The organism is Actinophytocola glycyrrhizae (genome assembly GCF_042653545.1).
Classification (GTDB): domain Bacteria; phylum Actinomycetota; class Actinomycetes; order Mycobacteriales; family Pseudonocardiaceae; genus Actinophytocola; species Actinophytocola glycyrrhizae.
In genome coordinates, this window is sequence record NZ_JBHSIS010000011.1 from 51,933 (window position 1) to 74,796 (window position 22,864).

The 22,864-nt window shown below is 70.9% G+C and carries 14 protein-coding genes; 3 read left to right on the forward strand and 11 right to left on the reverse strand.

Annotated elements, in window-relative coordinates:
- Window positions 1–19: 19 nt before the first annotated feature.
- From ACFPCV_RS25205 to ACFPCV_RS25220, 4 genes are all read right to left on the reverse strand, one after another.
- Window positions 20–967 carry an SAM-dependent methyltransferase gene (locus ACFPCV_RS25205; protein ID WP_378058803.1) on the reverse strand — a complete coding sequence of 316 codons (948 nt, stop codon included), beginning with the start codon at window positions 965–967 and terminating at the stop codon, window positions 20–22.
- A gap of 17 nt (window positions 968–984) precedes the next feature.
- The gene (locus tag ACFPCV_RS25210; RefSeq protein WP_378058804.1) at window positions 985–1,794 is read right to left on the reverse strand and encodes a Scr1 family TA system antitoxin-like transcriptional regulator; all 810 of its coding nucleotides are present in this window, start codon (window positions 1,792–1,794) and stop codon (window positions 985–987) included.
- 178 nt (window positions 1,795–1,972) lie between these two features.
- Window positions 1,973–2,443, reverse strand: a complete 471-nt coding sequence (locus tag ACFPCV_RS25215) for a DUF397 domain-containing protein (RefSeq protein ID WP_378058805.1) — start codon at window positions 2,441–2,443, stop codon at window positions 1,973–1,975.
- Window positions 2,444–2,965: 522 nt separating this feature from the next.
- Complete coding sequence (locus ACFPCV_RS25220) at window positions 2,966–3,406, reverse strand: hypothetical protein (RefSeq protein WP_378058806.1); 441 nt, start codon at window positions 3,404–3,406, stop codon at window positions 2,966–2,968.
- 317 nt (window positions 3,407–3,723) lie between these two features.
- Between ACFPCV_RS25220 and ACFPCV_RS25225 the strand changes: the two genes are divergently transcribed.
- Window positions 3,724–4,392: a class I SAM-dependent methyltransferase gene (locus ACFPCV_RS25225; protein WP_378058807.1), complete on the forward strand. Its 669-nt coding sequence runs from the start codon at window positions 3,724–3,726 to the stop codon at window positions 4,390–4,392.
- 86 nt (window positions 4,393–4,478) lie between these two features.
- On the opposite strand, the gene ACFPCV_RS25230 is transcribed toward ACFPCV_RS25225, so the two are convergent.
- The 4 genes from ACFPCV_RS25230 to ACFPCV_RS25245 form a co-directional block, all read right to left on the reverse strand.
- A complete protein-coding gene (locus tag ACFPCV_RS25230; protein WP_378058808.1) occupies window positions 4,479–6,143 on the reverse strand; it encodes a glutamate--tRNA ligase in 1,665 nt (554 codons plus the stop codon).
- A 143-nt stretch (window positions 6,144–6,286) separates the two neighbouring features.
- Window positions 6,287–12,472: a type I polyketide synthase gene (locus ACFPCV_RS25235; protein ID WP_378058809.1), complete on the reverse strand. Its 6,186-nt coding sequence runs from the start codon at window positions 12,470–12,472 to the stop codon at window positions 6,287–6,289.
- A gap of 59 nt (window positions 12,473–12,531) precedes the next feature.
- Window positions 12,532–13,701, reverse strand: a complete 1,170-nt coding sequence (locus ACFPCV_RS25240) for a geranylgeranyl reductase family protein (RefSeq protein ID WP_378058810.1) — start codon at window positions 13,699–13,701, stop codon at window positions 12,532–12,534.
- Between the two features lie 467 nt (window positions 13,702–14,168).
- Complete coding sequence (locus ACFPCV_RS25245) at window positions 14,169–17,429, reverse strand: S8 family peptidase (RefSeq protein WP_378058811.1); 3,261 nt, start codon at window positions 17,427–17,429, stop codon at window positions 14,169–14,171.
- Between the two features lie 575 nt (window positions 17,430–18,004).
- Here ACFPCV_RS25245 and ACFPCV_RS25250 point away from each other — a divergent pair.
- Window positions 18,005–18,649: a class I SAM-dependent methyltransferase gene (locus tag ACFPCV_RS25250; RefSeq protein WP_378058812.1), complete on the forward strand. Its 645-nt coding sequence runs from the start codon at window positions 18,005–18,007 to the stop codon at window positions 18,647–18,649.
- A gap of 22 nt (window positions 18,650–18,671) precedes the next feature.
- On the opposite strand, the gene map is transcribed toward ACFPCV_RS25250, so the two are convergent.
- Window positions 18,672–19,526 (reverse strand): type I methionyl aminopeptidase, encoded by an 855-nt coding sequence (gene map / locus ACFPCV_RS25255; protein ID WP_378058813.1) that lies wholly within the window; start codon window positions 19,524–19,526, stop codon window positions 18,672–18,674.
- Between the two features lie 87 nt (window positions 19,527–19,613).
- Between map and ACFPCV_RS25260 the strand changes: the two genes are divergently transcribed.
- Window positions 19,614–19,883: a helix-turn-helix domain-containing protein gene (locus tag ACFPCV_RS25260; RefSeq protein WP_378058814.1), complete on the forward strand. Its 270-nt coding sequence runs from the start codon at window positions 19,614–19,616 to the stop codon at window positions 19,881–19,883.
- Window positions 19,884–20,020: 137 nt separating this feature from the next.
- On the opposite strand, the gene katG is transcribed toward ACFPCV_RS25260, so the two are convergent.
- Both katG and ACFPCV_RS25270 read right to left on the reverse strand, forming a co-directional pair.
- Window positions 20,021–22,294, reverse strand: a complete 2,274-nt coding sequence (gene katG, locus ACFPCV_RS25265) for a catalase/peroxidase HPI (RefSeq protein WP_378058815.1) — start codon at window positions 22,292–22,294, stop codon at window positions 20,021–20,023.
- Complete coding sequence (locus ACFPCV_RS25270; protein ID WP_378058816.1) at window positions 22,291–22,746, reverse strand: Fur family transcriptional regulator; 456 nt, start codon at window positions 22,744–22,746, stop codon at window positions 22,291–22,293. Before ACFPCV_RS25270 ends, katG begins: the two co-directional genes overlap by 4 nt.
- Window positions 22,747–22,864 lie beyond the last annotated feature (118 nt).

Consider the following 22,864-nt stretch of genomic DNA (forward strand, 5'->3'; position numbering starts at 1 on the left):
ATCATCTGCGTCGGGCGATTCACGGTTTCCTGCCCACGCCGGACCAGATGACCGAACCCGCCGGCGATCCGACCGGTGTGAGCGGTGCGCCGAGCCCCGTGTGCTCTGGACGCCAGGCCGCCGCGGTGGTCCAGCCCGGCGCCTCCATGCGACAGCCGTCGAGCATCGACTCGATCTCATGGCGGGAGCGCCAGGTGATGTCGCTGCCGGTACCGGCATAGACTTGGCGGAGACCTTCTAGGGCGGCCATGGTCGCCGGAGACCGGCTCGCGTCCGATGCGTGCGAGACGGCCAGGTACGAACCGGCGGGGAGGAGTCCACGCAGGCGCGTCACAGACGGCGCGGCGACCTCGTTGCCCTCGGCGTCCTTCTGCTGTATGTGCAGCACCGCGATCAACAGCAGTGCGACGGGTTCGTCTGGATCGATGAGACCCGTGTCCCGCACCGTGCGCCAGAGTGCGTCCGGGGCCCGGAGGTCGGCCTGCACGATCGTCCGCTCACCCCGTTGGTCCCGCCGGTCGAGCGCGACCTTCCCGTACGCCACGGCAAGGGGGTCATTGTCGACGCACACGACGCGTGTGTCGACGGCGTGATCCTGCTCGTCGACCCAGTCGTCCACGACGAACGGCGCGGAACCTTTGCCGGGGACGCCGCTGCCGACATCGAGAAACTGCCGCACGCCCTGGTCGAGCAGGAACCGGACGACCCGGTTCAGGTAGAGCCGTTCGATCGCGGCCACCCGCCGGACCAGTGGGTATTCGTCGAGTATCCGATCGGCGAATGTTCGGTCCAGCGCCCAGTTCGTCGTGCCGCCGAGGCAGTAGTCGTACACCCGAGCGACACTTGGCGAATCAAGCCGGACTTCCACTGGCGGTAAGTGCGCTGATCCCAACACGACGAACAGCCTCCTGCTGCTTCGCGGGCAACAGTGAGGGTATCGCAGAAACAGGCCACAACGTTCCGTCAACCGACGAAGATGATCTACTACTTTGCGATGGAAAACCACCCGGCAAGGGGCACGGGTTCGCGCTCGGCGAGTTTCTGCAGGACCACGCGGCTTTCCTCGACAGATAAAGCCGCAGTCTGGACCACATCCCAGTAACGCTCGCGCTCCTGAATCTTCGTCTTGCCCGCGATGGTGAACCCGTCCTGTCCCGACTGGGCATAGACCATGTCCGGTTGGCCACCGCCGGTCACGATCGTGAAATCGGTGTCGATGTACGGGACGTTCGCTTCGTACATCAGCACACGCAGGGAGAGGCGCGGCGCGGTGTCCAGCAGGCCGAGTATGTGGATCGCCTGCTCGCCGACAACGCCGAGGTCACCTCCTGGCATGCGAAGGAACGACGAGAGGCTCGCCACCACCTCGAAAAGCGGCCCCTGTTCCCGCTTCAGATCGGCGGCCAGGCTTTCGTGGTCGTACACCACTTCGTTGAGGTCGTAGGGAATGCCGGCCAGTTCGTACTGCTTGAGGATGTAGCGACCGCACTGCAGCGCCGTCGGGATCCGCTCGCTGGTGAACTTGCGGACGCGGTCGGCGACCTTCTCCCGCTCGCGAAGGGTCTGGAAGTCCGGGTCCAGGCCCGGTGTGTCCTCGCGAGCGCGAACCGCGAGGTCCTCGATCTCGGCACGGTTCACGGGACAGTAGAAGGTGAGCAACGTGCAGAGTTCGGACTCCGACGGGATCTTCCGGCCGCGTTCGATCCGCGACAGCGTCGGCTGGCTGAATCCGATCTTCTCGACCACTCTGGCATGGCTGGCGAAGCCTGCCGTGAGTCGCGCCTCGCGGAGCATGCGCCCTAGCGCAAGCTTGGCCTGACTTGGTCTCTCCGTCACCATCGCCCCTTGACCACCCGTTCGAAGTCATGCGTTCGGGTGAGAATAAGCGAACCGTGGACTCACCGCTGCTTCCTCAACGGACACGCATGGGTGATCGTTCCCTTGCTGGTGACCACCGGTGCGAAGACGACGTTCAGTCGGCCCGTAGCTGATCAAGGAATACGTCCCAGGCGAAGGGGTCGAACGAGAGCGGGGACGAGGCGCCGGCCTTGGAATCCCGCACCATCACGACCTCCGGCGCGCGTCCCACCTCCACGCACTCATTGGCAGGGATGCACGCACTGGCTCGACGCCAACGTCTATCCCCGGGGTGACTTGATTCACATCGGTGTATCACGCTGTGGTTGGTCGCCACTTCACCGTACGGGGGCACGCTGAATATTCTTCTCCGCTGAATATTCAGCATCAAGCGTGCCGAACGCGAATTTGTTGACAGTTCCTGGACAGGCCGACCCATTCGGACGACCAATGGCCCCCATCCGGCCGCGTGTGCCCTGTTCTCCTGTTTCTCGTGGCCAGGGAGAACCCCATTCGTCCCGGTCGCGAGGGGTGGATGATCTGCTGTGCCATGGCCGCTGGCGTCGCGTCGAGGTGAGTCCGGCATCGGCGGTCGTGGGACCGGATGCTGGACGGCTCACGGATGGAGAGGCGTTGAACTACCGCTGGCGCGACGCCAGGTTCGGTGCCGCCGCGGCGCATCGGGTTCTCGTCGGTCGGTTCGGTGGTGACGGAGTTTCCTCGAACATGTTTTGATGTCGCTGGGGAGGCGCTACCCGGATGAGATGCGTGGGGCATTGAAGCAGGCTCGGGTGGTGGTGGTCCTGATCGTCCCGGTGTTGCTCGACGGCAGGGCGATACCGACGGATCTGTCCGGGACGTCGCGGAGGTTTCGGTGTGGCAGGCCGCGTCGGGTCCGCACACGAGCCTGGACGCGGACTTGGCATGGCGCGCGAAGCGGATCGTCGACCGAATCCGGAGTTGGCGCTGCCGGACCAGTTCGCTGTCTCGATGACTCGGCCGTGATCGGGACAGCAGGGGGCGGTACTCAAGAATCGTGCGCCCTGAGCGCCACATCCTGCGTGAGGAACCGATGGCTATGGGGGCAGTGTGAGCGTGGTGATCCCGGTCAGCGGCGGCCGGTGGCCAGGATGACGAGGAACTGGCCGCCGCCAGGCTCGATGTGGGCGGTCACCGGCAGCCCTGGTACCAGTCGGGAGAACCGGTCCACCAGCCAGTCCGCCGCCTCCTGGGCGTCCTGCTCGGTCGGGCAACGGGCCACCATTTCGCGGCCCCCCTTGCGCTCCAACCTTCCGGCGACGGTGATCAGCGGCGCGGGTTCGACGACCTGCAGGCGATCCGGCCAGGCGATGACCACCTTGACCGCGCCCTTGCGGGTGTTGCACCCGCGGTGCGCGAGCCGCTCGGCGACCTTGGCCTTCCGGTCGGTGGTCCGGCTGTCGACACTGGGCCCCCGCGAGTCGTTCACCGACATGCCGGGGTCGACCGGCTCGTCGCACACCCAGCACCGCCAGCCATCACGCTCGGCCACCTCATCGAGAAGACTCACCAGGGCAAACTAGCCTGCCCCGCCGCCACCCCGCGTACCGCACCCAGGCGAGCGTCATCGCTCATCCCGCGGTCCTTCGCCGGCGCACCGACGGGTCAGGGCTTGCGGTAGATCCAGCAAACGTGCTCGTGTCGGTGCCGGTCACGGGATCGGTGGTGCCGCCGGAGAGCATGACCTGGTCGGGCCCCACGTTCACAACCGACAGTTTCATCTCAGGCGAGATGTCCACCGCTCATGCCCAGGCGTGGGCGGCTCCTGCGGGGCTGGGGCCGGGGAGGTGCGGGCGCAGAGCCCGTACGTGCCCTAGGGTCGCGGCTGTGAATCCGCGTCCGGTGCCTCAGCCCGCTGATCTTGATGTCGTTCGCGATTCCTACGACCGCGTGGCCGACAACTATGTGGACATGGTGACGACCACGGGCGTCGGCGACATCCGCACCCACCCGTGGCTGCATGCGGCGGTGGACGTGTTCGCCGACGCGGTCCGTGGACTGGGCCCTGTGCTCGACGTCGGCTGTGGACCTGGCACGGTCACGGCCTATCTGGCCGAACGTGGCGTCGACGTCGCGGGGGTGGACCTGTCGCCGCGCATGATCGAGCACGCGCGCCGCCTTCATCCGGAATGCACATTCAGCGTCGGTTCGTCGACTGACCTCGATCTGGCCGAGGCTTCGTGGGGTGGGCTGCTCGGCTGGTGGTCGTTGTTCAACCTGCCTCGGCACGTCCTGCCACAGGTGCTGTCGTCCTTCGCCAGGGCTTTGGTGCCGCAGGGGCAGTTGATCATCGCGACGCACGTCGGCGACGGCGACGTGCGTCGGACCGAGGCCTACGGAGGGGTCCCGGTCAGCTGGACGACGTACAAGTGGCAGCCCGACCAACTTGCCGCCCTGGTCGAACAGGCCGGGCTGCGGCCGACGGCCGAGCTCCGGCTTCCCGCCGACGGACAGAGTGGCCCTGTCGTGGTTCTCGTCGCACAGCGCGAACGCTGACAGCATCTCGACGGGCTTCGACCGACTCGTCGTCCGCGCATGCCGCGTGTCGAGCCAGGCTTGGACTGGGTTCTGTGCAGGGGCAGCTATTTCTCGGCTGGTGTGGCGAGGGCACGTAGCCGGTTCAGTACCTCGTCGGCGCCGAGTGCCTGCGCGATGGCGTGCAGGTCGGGGCTGCGCGTGGAGCCGGTCAGGGCTACCCGGACCAGTTGCGAGGCTTCGCGGATGGAGCCGGGGTAGCTGTCGGGGTTCTTCTTGTATTCCTTGGCGTTGGGGGCGAAGCCGTGCTTGGCGGCGAGTTCGCGGACCTGGTCGAACCACTCCTGGGAGGCGGCGTGGTGCTCGTAGCCGGCCACGAGGTCGCGGGCGAAGGCGGTGGCGACGTCGGGGGCCAACCCGAGAGGGGTCAGGCGCTCGTCGCCGGCACCGGTGAGAGGTGTGAACAGCTGGGGGAAGAAGAAGCCGTAGGCGAGCCGGAAGTCGGACCACTTGCGGAGGTCCTTGCGGGGGTTGTCGACGCCTTCACGCTCGACTGCGATGGCGCGGAGTGCGAGGTCGGTTTCCGTGTCGAGGACCGGGACCAGTTCGGGGTCGTGGTCCTTGGCCCAGGTGCGCAGGGCGTCGAAGACCTGGCGGCTGGTGAGGGTGGCGATGTGGTCGGCGCTGATGTCCTCGAGCTTGACCAGGTCCACCAGGGGGCCGGCCACGCCGCACTGGTCCAGCCGGATCGGGGTGTTCAGCGCCTCGGCCATGGGCAGCTCGGCCAGCCGGCCGTTGGCAAGGCCGCGCAGGTAGTACAGGACCGCCTCGGGCGGGTAGCCGGCCTGGATGTAGAAGTCGACGCCCGCTTCGGGGTCCTTGCGCTTGGAGAGCTTGCGCTTGCCGCCGGGGATCTGCTTCATGAGCGGCGCGATGTGCGCGTAGGTGACGGGTTCGAAGCCAAGTGCGTCGAACAGTTGCTGGTGCAGAGGCACCGAGGAGATCCACTCGTCACCGCGGATGACCAGGTTGACGCGCATCAGGTGGTCGTCCACGGCGTGCGCGAAGTGGTAGGTGGGCAACCGAGGTGACAGTTCCGAGGACTTCAGGATGACCGTGTCGTTGCGGTTGGCCTCGTGCTCCAGCTCGCCCCGGATGGCGTCGGTGAAGCGGGCTCGTTGCCCGGCGGCGTCGTCAGGGGCACGGAACCGCACCACGTACGGTGCGCCCTCGGCGAGCCTGGTGGCCACCTCGGCGGGGTCCGCGTCGCGCCAGATCGCCCACTTCCCGTAGTAGCCGGGGGGCAGTTTCGCGGCCTGCTGGCGGGCGGTGATGTCGGCGAGCTCGTCCTTCGTGGCGAAACACGGGTACGCCCTGCCCTGGCGGAGCAGGTGGCGGACATAGGTGAGGTAGACGCGTTCGCGCGCGGACTGGTGGTAGGGGCCGTAGGCGCCACGCTCGTCGTGCTCGTCTGCGGCGATGGTGAAGTAGTCGAAGGCGCGGGCGAACTGGTCCAGCGCACCTTCGACCTCACGGGACTGGTCGGTGTCCTCCACCCGGACGAGGTAGACCCCACCCGAGTGGGCGGCGATGTCGCGGTCGATCGTGGCGACGTAGATGCCGCCGATGTGCACGAACCCGGTCGGTGAGGGACCGAAACGGGTGACCCGGGCACCCTCGGGCAGCTTCCGGGGCGGGTACCGCTGTTCCCAGTGCTCGGGCTCGGGCAGGTCAGCGGGGAACAGGGCGTCGATGACCGCGCGGTCCAGCATGGGGTGGTCAGTCTCGCTTCCGGCTCGGACTCGATCACGAGTTCACTGGGGATCGGGGCGACACAGGTTAGCAATCGCGGCCGACCGGCATCGCTTCGCCGCAGGTCAGCGACCATCAGCCCGCGCGTCCATCTCCGAACACGTCAGTCGGTTGCCGGGGGTGTGCTCAGCGACGAGTCGATGTGGCTGGCCAGTTCGGTGGGTGAGGGGTGGGCCCAGAGGTCGGCCGGGGTGAGGGTGATGTCCAGGTCGAGGTGGAGCCTGCGGGTGAAGGCGACAGCGAGGAGGGAGTCCAGGCCCAGGTCGGTGAACTTCGCGTGTGCGGCGACGGCGGTGGGTTGGGTGCCCAGGAGGGTGGCGAGGGTGTGGACGACCGTGTCCTGCACCATGCGGGCGCGCGCCGGGCCCGGTTGCTCGTTGCGCAGGTCGGCGGCGGCGGCCGTGTCGCGGTGCGCGGCTCGTGTGGTGCCCAGTTCGGACAGGAACGGGTTCTCGAGCGCGTGGGGGAAGGCGCGGAACAGCAGTTCGGGTTGGTAGTCGAGGACGCCGGTGTTCGCCCGGTGGTGTCGCAGGAGCGCGGTCAGTGCGGCGAAGCCGTCGGCGGTGGCGATGGTGTCGAACCCGCGGGCTGCGAAGTCCGTCGCCCTGCCCGCCTCGCCCCAGGCGCCCCAGTTCACCGACAGGGTGGGGAGTCCGTGGTCGTTGCGCCACCGGGCGAACGCGTCCACCCACGCGCCCGCGACCGCGTAGCTCGCCTGCCCGGCGTTGCCCAGCATGGCCGTCATGGACGAGAAGACGACGAGCCAGTCCAGCGGAAGGTGCTCGGTGGCGTGGTGCAGGTTGGTCAGGCCGGTGACCTTCGGGGACCACACGCGGGCCAGCCTGTCCGGGGACGTGGCGGTGAGCGGGGCGTCGTCGAGCACGACGGCGGTGTGCAGGACACCGCGCAGGTCCTCGCCCGCCGCGGCGACCAGGCGGTGGACCGTTTCCTCGTCGGCGATGTCGCCTCGGACGACCTCGACCGCGCACCCGGTGGCCGTGACCGCGTCGAGCACGGCGGCCGCGGCGGGCGGGAGTTCGCCTCGGCCGCCGAGGACGACCCGGCCCGCACCGGCGTCGGCCAGCCAGCGGGCGGCCTCCAGGCCAAGGCCGCGGGTGCCGCCGGTGACGATGTAGGCGGCTCCGCGCCGCACCACGTGCTCGGTGGTCGGCGCGTACACCCGCACCCGCTCCCGCCGCGGCGGGAAGGCGAGGGTGACGCGGCCGATGAGGTCACCGGAAGCGAGCTGCTTGAACGCGGCCGGTGCCTCGCTCAGGGGTACGACCGCGCTGGGCAGCAGGGGCAGCCTGCCCGCCGCGATCTCGGCCAGCACCCGCAGCATCGCCGTCCGGAACACGTCCGGTTGTTCGTTCGCGGTGAGCACCAGGTCCAGCGCGGTGTAGGTGTTGCCGTGCCGGAACGTGCCGAGGTCCACGCGGGCCCCGTCGTACAGGTCGCGTTTGCCTATCTCGACGAAGCGCCCGGCCGGTGCGAGCAGGTCCAGCGACGCGCGCATGGCGGGCCCGGTCAGCGAGTTGAGCACGACGTCGACCCCGCGCCCATCGGTGACCACGCGCACCTGCTCGGCGAAGTCCAGGCCGCGGGAGTCGAACACGTGGGCCACGCCGTGCTCGCGCAGGTGGCGGCGTTTGGCCTCGGTGCCCGCGGTGCCGATCACGGTCGCGCCGAGGAGCCGGGCGACCTCGACCGCGGCCAGTCCGGTGCCACCGGCGGCGGAGTGCACGAGCACGGTCTCGCCGGCTCGCAGCCGTGCGAGGTCGTGCAGCGAGTGCCACGCGGTCACGTAGGTCAGCACCGAGGGGACGATGTCGACGGCGTCGAAGCCCTCGGGGATGCGTGCGGTCAGCTCGGCCCTGGCCAGGCAGTGGGACCCCATCGACCCGCTCCCGTCCGTGATCACGGTGGTGACCCGGTCGCCGGCTCGCAGGTCGTCCACGCCGTCGCCGACCGCCAGCACCACGCCCGCCGCGTCGGAGCCGAGCGCGGGCAGGGTTCCGTCGTCGGTCGGGTAGATGCCCAGCGCCACGAGGACGTCGCGGAAGTGCACGGTGCACGCGTCCGGTCGCAACAGCACCTGCCCCGGTCCCGGCACGGGCAGCGGTTCGCCGGTCGCGACCAGCGACAGCAGGTCCAGGCCACCGTCCGGGTCCGGGCGCAGGACGAACTCGTCGACACCCGGGACCGCGTCGAGCAGACGGGTCGGCCGCGGTGGCCGGGCCGGGAGCGGCGCACGCACCAGCCTGGCCACGTACCGCTCACCGGCACGCAACGCGACCTCGGTCTCCGGTGTCCCCGCCACCAGCTCCGCGACCAGGTCGGCCAGGTCCGCCGCGGTTCCGGCGTCGCCGTCGACCCAGCTCACCGCGGACTGCGGCTGTTCGACGGCGGCGACGCGCAGCAGCCCGCGCAGCGCGCACACACCGGGGTCGGTGGGGTCGCCGTCGAGCACCGGCCGCGCGTTCCTGCTGACCAGCCACAGCCGGGGCGGTGCGTCGTGGCGTCCGTGCTCGCGCAGCAGTCCGGTCACCCTGGTCACTCGGTCCAGGTCGTCGAGGTCGCCGGTGGCGCACCAGACGACGGCGGTGACGTCGGTGCCCGGCACGGTCGCGATGTCGCGGTGGACCGTGGCCCCGAGCGCGTCGGCGACCCGTTCCGCGACCCCGTCGTGGTCCCCGGGCTCCGCGACCACGACCCACCGGCCGGCCGGCGTCGGCTGCCCCTCCTGGAGCGGCACCTGCCGCCACGCGATCTCGAACAGCCGGGAGTCGAGCCGGGTGGTGCCCGACGTGGTGGTGCGGACCAGCGTCACGTCCCGCAGCGCGCCGACCCACGCCCCCGTCTCGTCGTGGAGGTCGGCGCAGCCGGTCGCGGTGGTGTCGTCCCGCCGCACCACGGCGCGTACCCACGTGACGCGGCCCGGGTCGGCGGGCAGCACGACCTCGCCGATCCGCGTGGGCAGCCAGGGGCCACCACCCGGTTCCTCGTCGCGCACCAGGCAGGCCGCCACCGACAGCACGCACCCGTCGAACAGCACGGGGTGGACGCGCGGGGCACCGGTGCGGACGGCCGCGTCGGCGGGCACGGCGAGCCGGGTGATCCCGACGCCGTCGGTCGCGGTGGTGGCGGTGATCGAGTGGAAGGCCGGTCCGGTGTCCAGGCCGGTCCGGCGCAACGCGGCGTACAGGTCGCCGGGCTCCGCCGGGTCGTCGGGCAGGCGCAGCGCGGGGTGGTCGCCGTCGGGCCCTTCGTGCCGGGTGGCCGTCGCGGCGGCCACCCGGTCCCAGCCAGTACCGGTGTGCTGGACGACCTCGACGGCCACCCGGCGCCCGCTCCTGGTGGCGGTGACCTGCAACGGCACGGCGCCGGTCAGCGGCAGCATCCGCTCGAACCGGATGCCGGTGAGGCGGAGCTCGTCCACGGCGCAGTCCAGGACCGAGCAGGCGGCGGCCAGGACCAGTTCGACGTGCGCGGCGCCGGGCACCAGCGGGGTGCCGTTCAGGGTGTGCTGTGCCAGCCACTCGACGCGGTCGGTGCCGAGGTCGGCACTCCACACGTGGCGTGTGCCGTCCTCGGCGTCGGGGTCGGGCACGGCCGTCCGCTCGCCGAGGAACGGGTGCGCCGCCGTGCCGCGCGAGCCCTGCTTCGGCTCCTGCCAGTACCGGGAGCGGTCGAAGGTCGTCGGCGGCAGCGTGGTCCGCTCCCCGCCGCCGTTCACGGCGTCGAGGTCCACCGGCACCCCGGCCACGTGCAGCGTCGCGGCGGCCCGGCACAGCGCATCGTGCCCGTCCTGGTCCCGGAGCAGGGACGGCGTCACCACCACCGGCACGTCCATCGTCAACGCGGTCTCCTCCACCGCCTGCGTCAGCAGCGGGTGCGGCGACATCTCCAGGAACACGCGGTGCCCGTCCTCGACCATGGCCCGGCAGGCCAGGTCGAAGCGGACCGGCGCACGCAGGTTCCGCGCCCAGTACGCGCTGTCGAAGACCACCTCATCGCGCGGGTCGACGGCGGTCGAGTAGAACGGCACCACCGCCCGCGTACCGGACAACCACGACGTCCGGTCGGCGATGTCCGGCAGGATCGGCTCGACCTGCGGGGAGTGCGCGGCCACCAGCACGGCGATCGGACGGCAGAACACGCCGCGGTCCTGCCAGCCGCGCAGCAGCTCCTCCACCGCCGGGCCGTCACCCGCGACGACGGTGGACGCGGGGGCCGTCACCACGGCGACGCACACGCCCGGGACCTCGGCGATCTCGGCCTCGACCCGCGCCACCGGAAGCGAGACGACCGCCATGCAGCCGCCCGCGACCCGCTGGAGCAACGACGAGCGGGCGAGGGTGATGCGCATGCCCTCCTCGGGGGTCAGCATGCCCGCCGCCACCGCGGCGGCGGCCTCGCCCATCGAGTGACCGACCACGGCGGCCGGGCGCAGCCCCCGGTCCCGCCACATCTCCGCGAGCGCCGTCTGCACCGCGAAGAGCACCGGCTGGACCACGTCCATCCGCTCCAGGTGCTCGCCGTCGGCCAGCAGCCGCCGCACCGGAACACCCGCTGGAGCGGCGGTGGCGTCGAGCCGGTCGATGACGCGGGTGAACGCGGGGTCGGCGTCGAGCAGGTCACGGGCCATGCCGGGCCACTGCGAGCCGTGTCCGGAGAACACCCACACCGGCATGCCGGGGTCGGCCGTCGGCCCGGTGGTGACGCCGGGGTGGTCCTGCCCGCCCGCCACCGCACGCAGGGCGTCGACCAGCCCGGGCCGGTCGGCGGCCACCACGCAGGCGCGGGTGGACAGGTGGCTGCGGCCCGTCGCGAGGGTGTGCGCGACGTCCACCGGCGGGGCGGTCGAGCCGGACACGTGGTCGGCGAGGCGCGCCGCGGTGGCGGCGAGGCCGCCGGGGGAGCCGGCCGACACCGGGAACACCAGCGCGCGCCGCGCCGCCATCGGCCGGTGGGTCTGTTCCGGTGTGGACGGTGCCTGTTCGATGATGGCGTGCGCGTTGACGCCGGTGACGCCGAACGCGGACACGCCGGCCCGCCGCGGCCGCCCGGTGTCCGCCCAGCCGGTCGTGCCGGTCGGCACGAAGAACCGGCTCCCGTCCGCGTCGATCTCCGGGTTCCACCGGGTGAAGTGCAGGTTCGCCGGGATGGTGCCCCGCGCCACCGCCAGCGCGGCCTTGATCAGCCCGAGCACCCCGGCGGCGCTCTCCGGGTGCCCGATGTTGGTCTTCAGCGACCCGAGCGCGCACGGGCCGCCGTCGTCGCCGTAGGCGTCGCGCAGCGCCCCGAACTCGATCGGGTCACCGACCGGGGTGCCGGTGCCGTGCGCCTCCACGTAGCCGACGTCGGCGGCGGTGACACCCGCCGAGCGCATCGCCGCCCCGATGACCGCGCGCTGTGCGGCGCGGGAGGGCTGCGTGATGCCCCGCACCCGACCGGCGTGGTTGATCGCCGTCCCGGCGATCACCGCGAGCACGCGGTCCCCGTCGCGCCGCGCGTCGGCCAGCCGTTTCAACGCGACCACACCGCAGCCCTCGCCGCGCACGAAACCGTCCGCGGCCGCGTCGAAGGCCGCGCACCGGCCGCGCGAGGACAACGCGCCGGCGCGGGCGAACCCGATCAGGCCGGCCCACTCCAGTTGCACGGTCACCCCGCCTGCCAGCGCGAGGTCGGACTCCCCGTCGTGCAGTGAGCGGCACGCCAGGTGCACCGCGACGAGCGAGGAGGCGCAGGCGCCGTCCACGGCCAGGGACGGCCCGTTGACGTCGAGGATGTAGGAGATCCGGCCCGGCGCGCCCGAGGTGACCGCCGAGATGCCGTGGTAGACGTTGAAGTCCGACAGGGTGAAGCGTTTGGCGTAGTCGGCGCCGGAGATGCCGACGAACATGCCGGTCCGGGAACCGCCGAGGGAACGCGGCGGCACACCGGCGTCCTCCAGCGCCTCCCAGGTGGTCTCCATCAGCAGGCGGTGCTGCGGGTCGACGCTGGCCGCCTCGCGGACCGGCACACCGAAGAAGCCCGGGTCGAACTCGTCGATGTCGTCGAGGAACGAACCGCTGCGCAGGGCGGCCGAGTCCGCGAGGTCCGCCGGGACGACGCGTTCCTCGTCGGACCACCGCTTCCCGGGGTCCGAACCGGCCACCACGTCCCGCCGGTCCAGCAGGAACCGCCACAGCTCGTCCGCGGTGGTCACCCCGCCGGGGGTGCGGCACGCCGTGCCGATGATCGCGACCGGGGTCTGTCGTCCGGTGCCCGGGTTGCCGTCGGACATGCTCGAGTTCCCTTCGGGTTTCGCTGTGCGAGGGGTGCGGGACGTGCCGTGTGGTGCGCTCAGGCGAAGAGCGCGGCCGCCTTGAGTGCCGTGCGCGCGATCGGCGTGCCGAGCAGCGCCGGGATCGAGGTGTCGCCACCGAGGTAGGAGTCGACCCCGCGCCACACCGGCGGCACCGCGGTCAGTGCGGTGTGGACGATGCCGGGACGCCGGGTGAAGACGGCCATGACCTTGCGGGAGGCCAGCATCTCGGCCTCCAATGTGGACCGTACCGCCTCGGTGTAGACGGCGCGGGCCCGTTCCAGCTCCTCCGGGCGCGTGGCCCGCGCGAGTTCCGCGGCCGCGGCACCGGCCCACGACCCCGAGCGCAGTGCGAAGGAGATCCCCTCCCTCGACCACGGGTCGCACAGCCCGGCCGCGTCACCGGCCACGACCGTGCGGCCACGCGTCAACGGCGAGCCGGGACGGCGGCACCGGGTGAGGTGCCCCGTGTCGTGCAGCGGGGTCAGGTGCGCCAGGCCGTGGCGCTCCAGGAACTCCCGCAGGTACGCCTTCGTGGCGGCGCCTTCTCCCCGGGCAGCGACCACACCCGCCGTGCAGACGTCCCCCTTGGGGAAGACCCACCCGAACGAACCGGGCAACGGCCCCCACTCCATCAGCATCCGGCCGCGCCACCGCGCGGTCTCCCGCGGCTCGACCGGCACCTCGACCTCCAGCGCGAGGTCCACCTGCTCGCAGGTCACCCCGACGTGCCGGCCGACCCGCCCGGCGCTGCCGTCGGCCCCGACCACCGCCCGTGCGCGGATCCACTCACCACCGCCGGTGCGCACGGCCACCGAACCGGCCTCGTCCTCGACGGCCACCACCGACGTCCGGTCCCGCAGCACGGCACCGGCCTCGGCGGCGACCTCGGTGAGCGCGGCGTCCAACTCGGCGCGGAACACCATCCTGCACCGCGTCCCGGCTGAGGAACCGACCGTGCGTTCCCGCCGCCCCCGCCACCCGAACGTGACCGCGTCGATCTCGTCGCGGACGACGACATCGAGCCCGGGCGGCAGAAACGCCTGCGAACACCCGATCAGCCCACCACCGCAGGTCTTGTACCTCGGTACGGCGGCGCGTTCGAGCAGCAGCACGTCACAGCCCGCCTGCGCGGCGACCCGGGCGGCGGTCGCGCCTGCCGGGCCGGCGCCGACGACCACCACGTCCCACAGCCGGTCCATGGCCATGCAATCACCGATCCCAAGTGGACTGTTTCGGCACGGCCCGGCGCCAACAAACATGTGCTCGCCGTCCGAGGGTGGCTCCTGAGTCCATCCGAACGTAACAACGGCGGTCAGCCGAACGCCCTGTCGGCAAAGAGGATTACGCCACCCGGGCCGCTAACCCGCCCGAACCGGCACCGTTCGACGTCACCTGCGGTGAGGACGGCGCGGAACAACCACCGAAACGTCGAGAAGCCGGACCTACAGGGTGGTCCGGGCCCGCGTTCGTGACAGACAACGCGCGTTCTCCGGATATCCGCCGCGCCACCACGAAGGGGCTCCGTGTTATCCCGTCTACCCGTCCGTCCGGTGCGGACAGTCCACAAGCTTCAGTCGGCCACGACGACGCCAGTGATGTGGGTCGAGACGTGGTGGGTTGCCAAAGGGCGCCTTCCCCCGTGCCGCCATGGGGGAAGGCGCCCTTCGCCGCATCAGTTCAGCGCGTAGGCGCGGATGATGGTGTGTTTCGCGGCGTTGCCCGCCGGGTCGTCGATCGACGTGCGCAGGGACACGAACTCAGCGTCCCCGGGGTGCTCGACCGTGATCGACACCTGGCCGTGCCTGCTGCGCACCGGCACCTGCCGCCAGGACGTCCCGTCGTCGAAGGACACCTCGACGACCGGGTCGTGCACCCGGCCAGGGTCCTGGACGCCGTTGCGCTGTACGTAGATCGGGATCCGCAACGACTCGCCTGCCGGTGCGGAGTTGTCGTCGTCCAGCTTCGGCGCGAACCGCACCGCCAGGAGCGGCAGTGCCTCGGCGTTCTCGGCGTGCCCTGACCGGAACGTCCATTCGGCGGTGACCGAAGTGGACAGCCGGGCATAGGCGCTCCGGTCGACGTCGACGCGCATCGTGTACTCACGCGTCTCCGGCGGCAGGTCGGCGATCAGGGACCCGTAGTAGGAGGTCTCGGCGATGACCTCGCCGTCGGCGAGCAACCGCATCGAGCCGCGTTCACCGGTCGGGCTTGCCCACCGGGTCGACGACTGGTCGCCCACCATCGGTGGCTGTGCCGCGACCACGTCACCGATTCGTTCGGCGACCTCACCCGGATTCTCCGGGAAGTACGGGAAGGAAGGCCCGTAGGGACCCGCATTCCACCGTTCCCTGGTGACCGTGCCCTTCCGGTACACCTTGCCCACCCGTTCGCTGTGCAGCAACGCGAACAGGGTGTCGTCCTTCTGCGTCTCGGCGAACCAGTCGAACCACGGGATGTCCGGCGTGTAGTACTCGGTCAGCGTGAACGGCAGTGCCGTTTCGACCATCCCGCGCACCCCGGTCGCACCGGGGGTGTCGGCCGCGAACGTGGAGAGGACCTTCGCGAGGTCCCGGTTGGCGTAGCGCCGCGTCAGGTCGGCTGGTACGCGCCCGGTGTCCGTCCACTGGACGTTGTACCGGTACGGGCTGTTCCGGTAGCCGCCGGCCCCGTCGGGTTCGGCGAGCTCGGCGCGCACCGTCAGCGCGAAGTCCTCGCCCGCGCTGGTGGTCGATGGGCGCGTCGAGTAGCCGTGGTTGAAGTACCGTGGCTGCCACGCGTAGGTGCCGGAGCCCCACGCCACCTTGCGCTCGTACTTCAGGTACACCGCGCCTTCGTCGGCGTCCGGGTCGGCGACCCTGACGTCGACCTGCTCGGTCTGGCGCGCGTCGAACACGAACTCCGTGTCACGGTCGATCACCACGTTCGGTTCCTGGAAGTCGGCGAACAGCGGCCGCAACTCGTCGTCGGTGTCGCTGTACACCGTGGTGTCGAGGTAGTACGTGCCCTTCGGCACCCGGATGGTGCCGCCACCCGGTGGCCCGCCGGGCGTGTACGTCCTCGGGTTCACCACGTCCACGAGCTCGGCTCCGTACCGCTGAGCGGGATTCCCGTGGTGGTCGATGATCCGCACGGTCAGGTCGTAGCTCTCGGGCTCCCTGGTCACGACCAGCGGCGTCGTCACCGCCCGCTCGCCGCCGGTGGCGGTGACCGCGCCGGTGTACCGGCCGTCCGGAGTGTCCACAGTGGTGTCGACCGTGACCGTCACCTGGGCGGTGCCCCCGGCGGGCACGGTGACCTGTGCCGGTGCCACGGTGACCATCGCCGCTGGTGCCGCGGCACCTTCCGGTCCGGTCACCTCGGCCGCGAGGTCCAGGGTCACGGCGTCCGGCCCGGTGTTCGCGTAGGTCACGGTCCTGACGGCGGCCTCGTCGTCGTGGTGCGGCCATTCGGCGATCCCGTAGCTCAGGGCGGCCGGGATGCTCACCACGGTGCTGCTCACCGCGGCCGCGACGTCGACGCGGCCCGCGCCCTGCTCGGACAGTGCGAGGTCCGGGTTCGGCCTGGCGCTGGACATCAGCGTCGCCTTGAGTCGTTCCGCGTCCCAGTCCGGGTACCGCGCCGCCAGGATCGCGGCGGCGCCCGCGACGTGCGGGGCGGCCATCGACGTCCCGGACAGCGACGTGTAGCCGTCCCCGACCGGTTCACCGAGGTTGCTGCCCGCCGCCCGCGCCGCCACGATGTCCACGCCGGGAGCGGTGATCTCCGGCTTGATCGCACCGTCACCCACACGTGGGCCGCGGTTGGAGAACTCGGCCAGCCGGTCGGCGCCGTCCACCGCGCCGACGGCCAGCGCGGCGTCCGCCGAGGCCGGACTGCTCACCCACTCGTCGAGCCCGTCGTTGCCCGCGGCCGCCACGAACAGCGTCCCGGTCTCCTCGGTGAGCCGGTTCACCGCCGCCGACAACGGGTCGGTGCCGTCGGTCGGCACGTTGCCAAGGCTCATGTTGACGACGTCGGCGCCGCTGGTCGCGGCCCATTCCATCCCGGCGATGATCCACGACTCGTAGCCGTAGCCGTAGTCGTCGAGCACCTTGCCGTTGAGCAGCTTGGCGTCCGGCGCGACACCCCGGTAGGAGTCCCCGGAGCCGGTGATGATCGACGCGACGTGCGTGCCGTGGCCGTGCACGTCGCCAGGGCCCTCGCTGCGCTCGTCGGCGAAGTTCTGTTCGGCGACGACGGCGTCCGACAGGTCCGGGTGGGTGGTGTCGATGCCGGTGTCGAGCACCGCGACCGTCGCTCCCGCGCCCGTGTGCCCGCCCGCCCACGCCGCCGGCGCGCCGATCTGCCGGACGCTCTCGTCCAACGACGCGCGGACGGGAGCGTCCAGCCACACCCGGTCCACCGACCCGCGCGCGTTCTTCCAGAACGTGGGGCTCCTGTCGGCGCGCACGGCGGTCGCGTCGATCCCCGGCAGGTCGGCGCCGGTCTCCGCGCCGGTCACCTCGCTGCGGGCCTTGTCCCCGACGCCGTCCTTGAAGCCCACGATGAGCGGCAGGTCATCGCGCCGCGCGTCGTCGTAGCCGGCCTCGACCAGCCCGGTGACGTCGAACAGCCGCGCGTCGAGCCTGCCGGACAGGACATCAGCCGCCACGTCGACCGGCAGCACGTGCACGTCGCCGTCCGGTTCGATCCTGGTCTTGAAGCTGACCCGCTCCCGCCCCGGCGCGGGCTGGACCCGCACCCGCTCCGGACCGCCCATGGTCACGACGTCGCCGGTCAGCAACGTGACCGTGTGCGTGTCCGGCGGCGCGGCGCCCGGCGTCCGCGGCTGCGCCTCGGTCTCCGGGCCCAGGCCCACCACCGTGCTCGCGGCCACCGCCATCCCGGTCAGTACGACGGCCGTGCGCCGCCGACCGGCTCTTCTACCTAGCATCTGCCCTCCACGGTCACCGGTGGTCTGGACAACCACCTGTCCGCCGTTAGAACTCCGCGAGGACCGCTTCGGTTGGCCTGCCGAGCAGAAAGGTCGACGAGCCGTGGGATCGAACTCCGTCGCACAGGTCGACCGGCGGGTGGATGCAGGCAGGGCACCTTCCTCGCGGAAGCACCGCAGCAGTGACTCCGAGGCGTACCGGGGGTGAGGACGCAGCCGCCAACGCCGTCAACGCGCCTTTCACAGCACCAAAGCCAGGCGCTCCGCGCCCAGCCCGCGCGGCGGGCCCCTGCCCACGCAACCCAACGGTGGCGCAAGCCCACCCGAACCCAACCGCCGCCAACCCACCCCTCCGCCACCCCGGAGACCTGCCCGTCCGGCGAGGACAACCCACAACACGAACCGGAACCAGGCAACCCACCCGACCGAAAACCGATCCGACGCGACCAGCACACGACGACCGGCCGCCCACTCACCGACTTCACGGAATCAATCGTCTAGTCCGCGCGCCGATCCCAAGCGCTGTAAGGTCTTCCGGGAGAACCACAGCGGCGACCGTGGGGGATGCTCAAGCCGTGGACGCTCCGGACAACCAACTGGGGTACTGGAACGCCGCGGGTGCCGCGAAGACCTTCGGTCACCCGGTCGAACCGACGTGGCTTGACCGGATCGACCGCCAGGCGCGGATCCTCGACTACGGATGCGGCTACGGGCGGCTGTCGGGTCTGCTGGCCGGGCGGGGGTTCGTGGCTGTCGAGGGCGTGGACATCGCTCCCAGCCTGATCGCCAGGGCCCGCGAGACGTGGCCGGGGCCGCTTTTCGCGATTCTCGACAGCCCGCCACGGCTGCGTCATGACGACGCCAGCATCGACGCTGTCTTCCTGTTCGCGGTCCTGACGTGCGTACCGACCGACGCCGGGCAACGTGAGCTCGTCGCGGAGCTGCGTCGGGTGCTGCGGCCCGGCGGCCTCCTCTACCTCAGTGACCTGTGTCTGCAGGACGACCGACGCAACCAGGACAGGTATCAGGAGTTCGCCGCGAGGTATGGCACCTACGGGGTCTTCGAGACCGGCGATGGCGCGGTCTGCCGTCACCACACCATGGACTGGTTGCACAGCCTTCTCACCGGGTTCGACCTGGTGGCCACCCGTGAGGTCGGTGTGGACACGATGAACGGCCACCCCGCCGTAGCCACCCAACTGCTGGTCTCCAGAACCTGACCGCTGATGTCGGCGGCGTGGTCTACCCGTCCCGGCCGGGCCCGCGTTCACCTCGCGGGCCCGATGATGTCGTGGCGCGGGTGGAGCCGCCCGTTGCCGCCGGGTCCTCCAGCGCGCGCCGGGTGAGCACCAAGGGGGCGTCCTCGGTGATGGCGACCGTGTGCTCGGAGTGGGCCGTGCGGGAGCCGTCGGCCGAGCGGATGGTCCAGCCGTCGGCGTCGTAGACGATCCGGTCGGTCGTGGCGGCGAACCACGGTTCGAGCGCGAGGGTCAGGCCCGGCCGGAGCTTCAGGCCGCGGCCTGCCCGGCCCTGGTTCGAGACGTGGGGATCCTCGTGCATGGTGCGGCCGATGCCGTGGCCGCCGAACTCGGTGTTGACCGGATAGCCGTAGTCGCGGGCCACCGCCCCGATCGCCGCCGAGATGTCACCGAGGCGGTTGCCGGGACGCGCCACGTCGATCGCCGCCTCCAGCGCTTCCTCGGTGGCGCGGACGATCCGCAGGTCCTCCTCGGCGGCGGTGCCGACGATGACCGTGCGCGCCGAGTCGGCGACCCAGCCGTCGACGCCGACCGCGAGGTCCGCGGTGAGCACATCCCCGTCGCGCAGTGTGTAGTCGTGCGGCAGGCCGTGGAGGACGGCGTCGTTGACCGAGAGGCAGATGACGTTGCGGAACGGGCCCTTGCCGAAGGACGGCGCGTAGTCCCAGTAGCACGACTCCGCCCCGCGCCTTTCGATCATGCCGCGAGCGTGGTGCTCCAGGTCGAGGAGGTTGACGCCCACGTCGGCGAGCCTGCCGACCTCGGAGAGCACCTCGGCGACGAAACGCCCGGCCACGTGCATGCGTTGGATCTCCGCAGGCGACTTCAGTTCGATCACGGACACCTCGCGTCACGGGCTGTTGGTATTATTATACCGACAGCCTAACACTTGTCGGTATAGTAATACCAACCTATCCTGTGGGGCATGGTCCGCCAGCCGCTCACACCGGAGCAGATCGAAGCAGGCACGCGTCTCGGTGCTCTGCTGCGCCGTGCGCGGGCGGGACGCGACCTGGCGGAGGTCGCCCACGCGGCCGGTATCTCGCCGGAGACCCTCCGCAAGATCGAGACCGGACGACTGCCGTCCCCCGGTTTCGGCACGATCGTCTGCCTCGGCGAGGCGCTCGACGTGCCGGTCCAGGAGTTGGCTGCCACCTGGCGCGGCAACGGCCTGCCGCTGGAAGCCGTCTCGTAGAACGGCTTCCTGAGCACGGCGTCGCGTGCCAGTTCCCGCGAAAAGCACCATCGAGCGGTCTGCGCCGGACCCACCCGGACGCCCACGCGAACGAGCCCGGCCGATCGCGGACCGGCCGGGCTCGTCGGTGCGGAGGGTCAGGCCAGGTCGAACCGGTCGAGTTCCATGACCTTGGTCCAGGCCGCGACGAAGTCGGTCACGAACCGCTCGCGGGCGTCCTGGCCGGAGTAGACCTCGGCGAGGGCCCGCAGCTGGGAGTTGGCGCCGAAGACGAGGTCGACCGCGGTGGCGGTCCACTTCGTCTCGTCCGTGGCCAGGTCGCGGACCTCGTACACGTTCTCCTCGGACTCCGACACCTTCCACCGGGTGCCCGGCGAGAGGAGGTTGGTGAAGAAGTCGTTGGTGAGAACGCCGGGCCGGTCGGTGAGGACACCGTGCCCGCTGCCGCCGGTGTTGGCCCCGAGCGAGCGCAGGCCGCCGACGAGGACGGTCATCTCGGGTGCGGTCAGGTTCAGCAGGTAGGCGCGGTCGACGAGCAGCATCTCCGGCTGCAGCTTCTCGCCGGGACGCAGGTAGTTGCGGAACCCGTCGGCACGCGGCTCGAGGACCGCGAACGACTCGACGTCGGTCTGCTCCTGGGTGGCGTCGGTGCGACCAGGGTGGAACGGCACGGTCACCTCGACGCCCGCGTCGCGCGCCGCCTTCTCGACGGCTGCCGAGCCGGCCAGCACGATCAGGTCGGCCAGCGAGATCTTCGCGCCACCCGCCTCGTTGAACTCGCGCTGGATGTCCTCGAGCTTCGACAGGACCGACGCGAGCTGCTCTGGCTGGTTGACCTCCCAGTCGCGCTGGGGTTCGAGGCGGATCCGGGCGCCGTTGGCGCCACCGCGCTTGTCGGTGGACCGGAAGCTGGCCGCGGACGCCCATGCGGTGGTGACCAGCTCGGTGGTCGTCAGGCCGGACTCGAGCACCTTCGCCTTGAGCGCCGCGATGTCGGCGTCACCCACGAGGTCGTGGTCGACGGCGGGCACCGGGTCCTGCCACAGCTGCGGCTCGGCGATCCACGGCCCCAGGTAGCGGCTGACCGGGCCCATGTCGCGGTGCAGCAGCTTGTACCAGGCCTTGGCGAACGCGAGCGCGAACTCCTCGGGGTGTTCGAGGAAGCGGCGCGAGATCTTCTCGTAGGCCGGGTCGAAGCGCAGCGCCAGGTCCGTGGTGAGCATGGTCGGCCGGTGCTTCTTGTTCGGGTCGAACGCGTCCGGGATGATCTCCGGGGCGTCCTTGGCGACGTACTGCTTGCCGCCGCCGGGGCTCGTGGTGAGCTCCCACTCGTAGCCGAAGAGGATCTCGAAGAACCGGTTGCTCCACTGCGTCGGCACGTCGGTCCACGTCACCTCGAGACCGCTGGTGATCGTGTCGGGGCCCTTGCCGCTGCCGTGGGTGCTCAACCAGCCCAGGCCCTGCGTCTCCAGCGGAGCGCCCTCGGGCTCCGGGCCGACGTGGTCGTCGGCGATGCCGGCGCCGTGGGTCTTGCCGAAGGTGTGGCCGCCCGCGATCAGCGCGACGGTCTCCTCGTCGTTCATCGCCATCCTGGCGAAGGTCTCCCGGATGAAGTGGCCCGCCGCCCGGAAGTCAGCGCTGCCGCGGGGCCCCTCGGGGTTGACGTAGATGAGTCCCATCTCGGTCGCGCCGAGCTCGGGCACCATCTCCGAGTCGCCCGCGTAGCGCTCGTCACCCAGCCAGTCGTCCTCCGGGCCCCAGAAGATCTCCTCCGGCTCCCACACGTCCTCGCGGCCGAAGCCGAAGCCGAAGGTCTTGAAGCCCATCGACTCCAGTGCCACGTTGCCGGCGAACACGAGCAGGTCGGCCCACGAGATCCGCTGGCCGTACTTCTCCTTGACCGGCCACAGCAGCCGCCGCGCCTTGTCGAGGTTGGCGTTGTCTGGCCAGCTGTTGAGCGGGGCGAACCGCTGGCCGCCGTCGCCTGCCCCGCCCCGGCCGTCGTAGATGCGGTAGGTGCCGGCGGAGTGCCAGCTCATCCGGATCATCAGGCCGCCGTAGTGGCCGAAGTCGGCCGGCCACCAGTCCTGCGAGGTGGTCAGCACCTCGGTGACGTCCCGCTTGAGGGCCTCGATGTCGAGCTTGGCGAACTCCTTGGCGTAGCTGAAGTTCTCCCCGAGCGGGTTGCTCTTCGACGAGTGCGCGTGCAACACCGAGAGGTCGAGCTGGTTGGGCCACCAGTCCCGGATCGTGCGCGGCCGGCCGCCCGTCTTCGGGGTCGGTGAGTCGATCGCCGGGTTCTCGCTCTCGCTGCCGTGTGCGGTCACGGAGTCGTGCGCGACCGGGCAGCCGGCCGCCGCCTTCTCGTCCACTCCCTGTGCACTGGAGGGCGTCGTGCGGGGGTCGCTCATTTTCTTCCTTCCGAGCTGGCGGATTCTTGCGGTGTGCCGTCGGCCGAGCAGTCGGGGCAGGTGCCCCAGAAGACGACCTCCGCCTCGTCGACCGCGTAGCCGTGGTCGTCCGAGGCGGTGAGGCAGGGGGCGTGGCCGACGGTGCAGTCGACGTCCGCGATCGCCCCACAGGAGCGGCACACGACGTGGTGGTGGTTGTCCCCCACCCTGGACTCGTAGCGGGCGGTCGCGCCTGCGGGCTGGATGCGTCGCACCAGGCCCGCCTCGGTGAACACCCGCAGCACGTCGTAGATCGCCTGGTGGGACACCGTGGGGTGCTCGGCCCGCACCAGTTCGATCACCGTGTGGGTGTCGATGTGCGGACGGGCCCGCAGGGCGGCGAGCACCGCCAACCGGGGGCGGGTCACGCGCAACGAGACCGCCCGCAACTGCTCCTCGAAGTCGGACGTCACGCCACGACCTTAGGTCGCTTGTCTGGAACAAATCAAGTTTAAGGGCCGCGACGTGTCGATGTTCACCGCATCGGGTCCGCCGGGGCTGGCACGACGAAGGGCCGGTCCACCGCGGGAT

Bases quoted from the DNA above. Each gene is read 5' to 3' on its own strand.
- ACFPCV_RS25235 (WP_378058809.1), bottom strand. From the start codon at position 12,472: ATGTCCGACGGCAACCCGGGCACCGGACGACAGACCCCGGTCGCGATC.
- ACFPCV_RS25260 (WP_378058814.1), top strand. From the start codon at position 19,614: ATGGTCCGCCAGCCGCTCACACCGGAGCAGATCGAAGCAGGCACGCGT.
- ACFPCV_RS25215 (WP_378058805.1), bottom strand. From the start codon at position 2,443: ATGCCGGACTCACCTCGACGCGACGCCAGCGGCCATGGCACAGCAGAT.
- ACFPCV_RS25245 (WP_378058811.1), bottom strand. From the start codon at position 17,429: ATGCTAGGTAGAAGAGCCGGTCGGCGGCGCACGGCCGTCGTACTGACC.
- ACFPCV_RS25230 (WP_378058808.1), bottom strand. From the start codon at position 6,143: ATGCTGGACCGCGCGGTCATCGACGCCCTGTTCCCCGCTGACCTGCCC.
- ACFPCV_RS25240 (WP_378058810.1), bottom strand. From the start codon at position 13,701: ATGGCCATGGACCGGCTGTGGGACGTGGTGGTCGTCGGCGCCGGCCCG.
- ACFPCV_RS25210 (WP_378058804.1), bottom strand. From the start codon at position 1,794: ATGCTCCGCGAGGCGCGACTCACGGCAGGCTTCGCCAGCCATGCCAGA.
- katG (WP_378058815.1), bottom strand. From the start codon at position 22,294: ATGAGCGACCCCCGCACGACGCCCTCCAGTGCACAGGGAGTGGACGAG.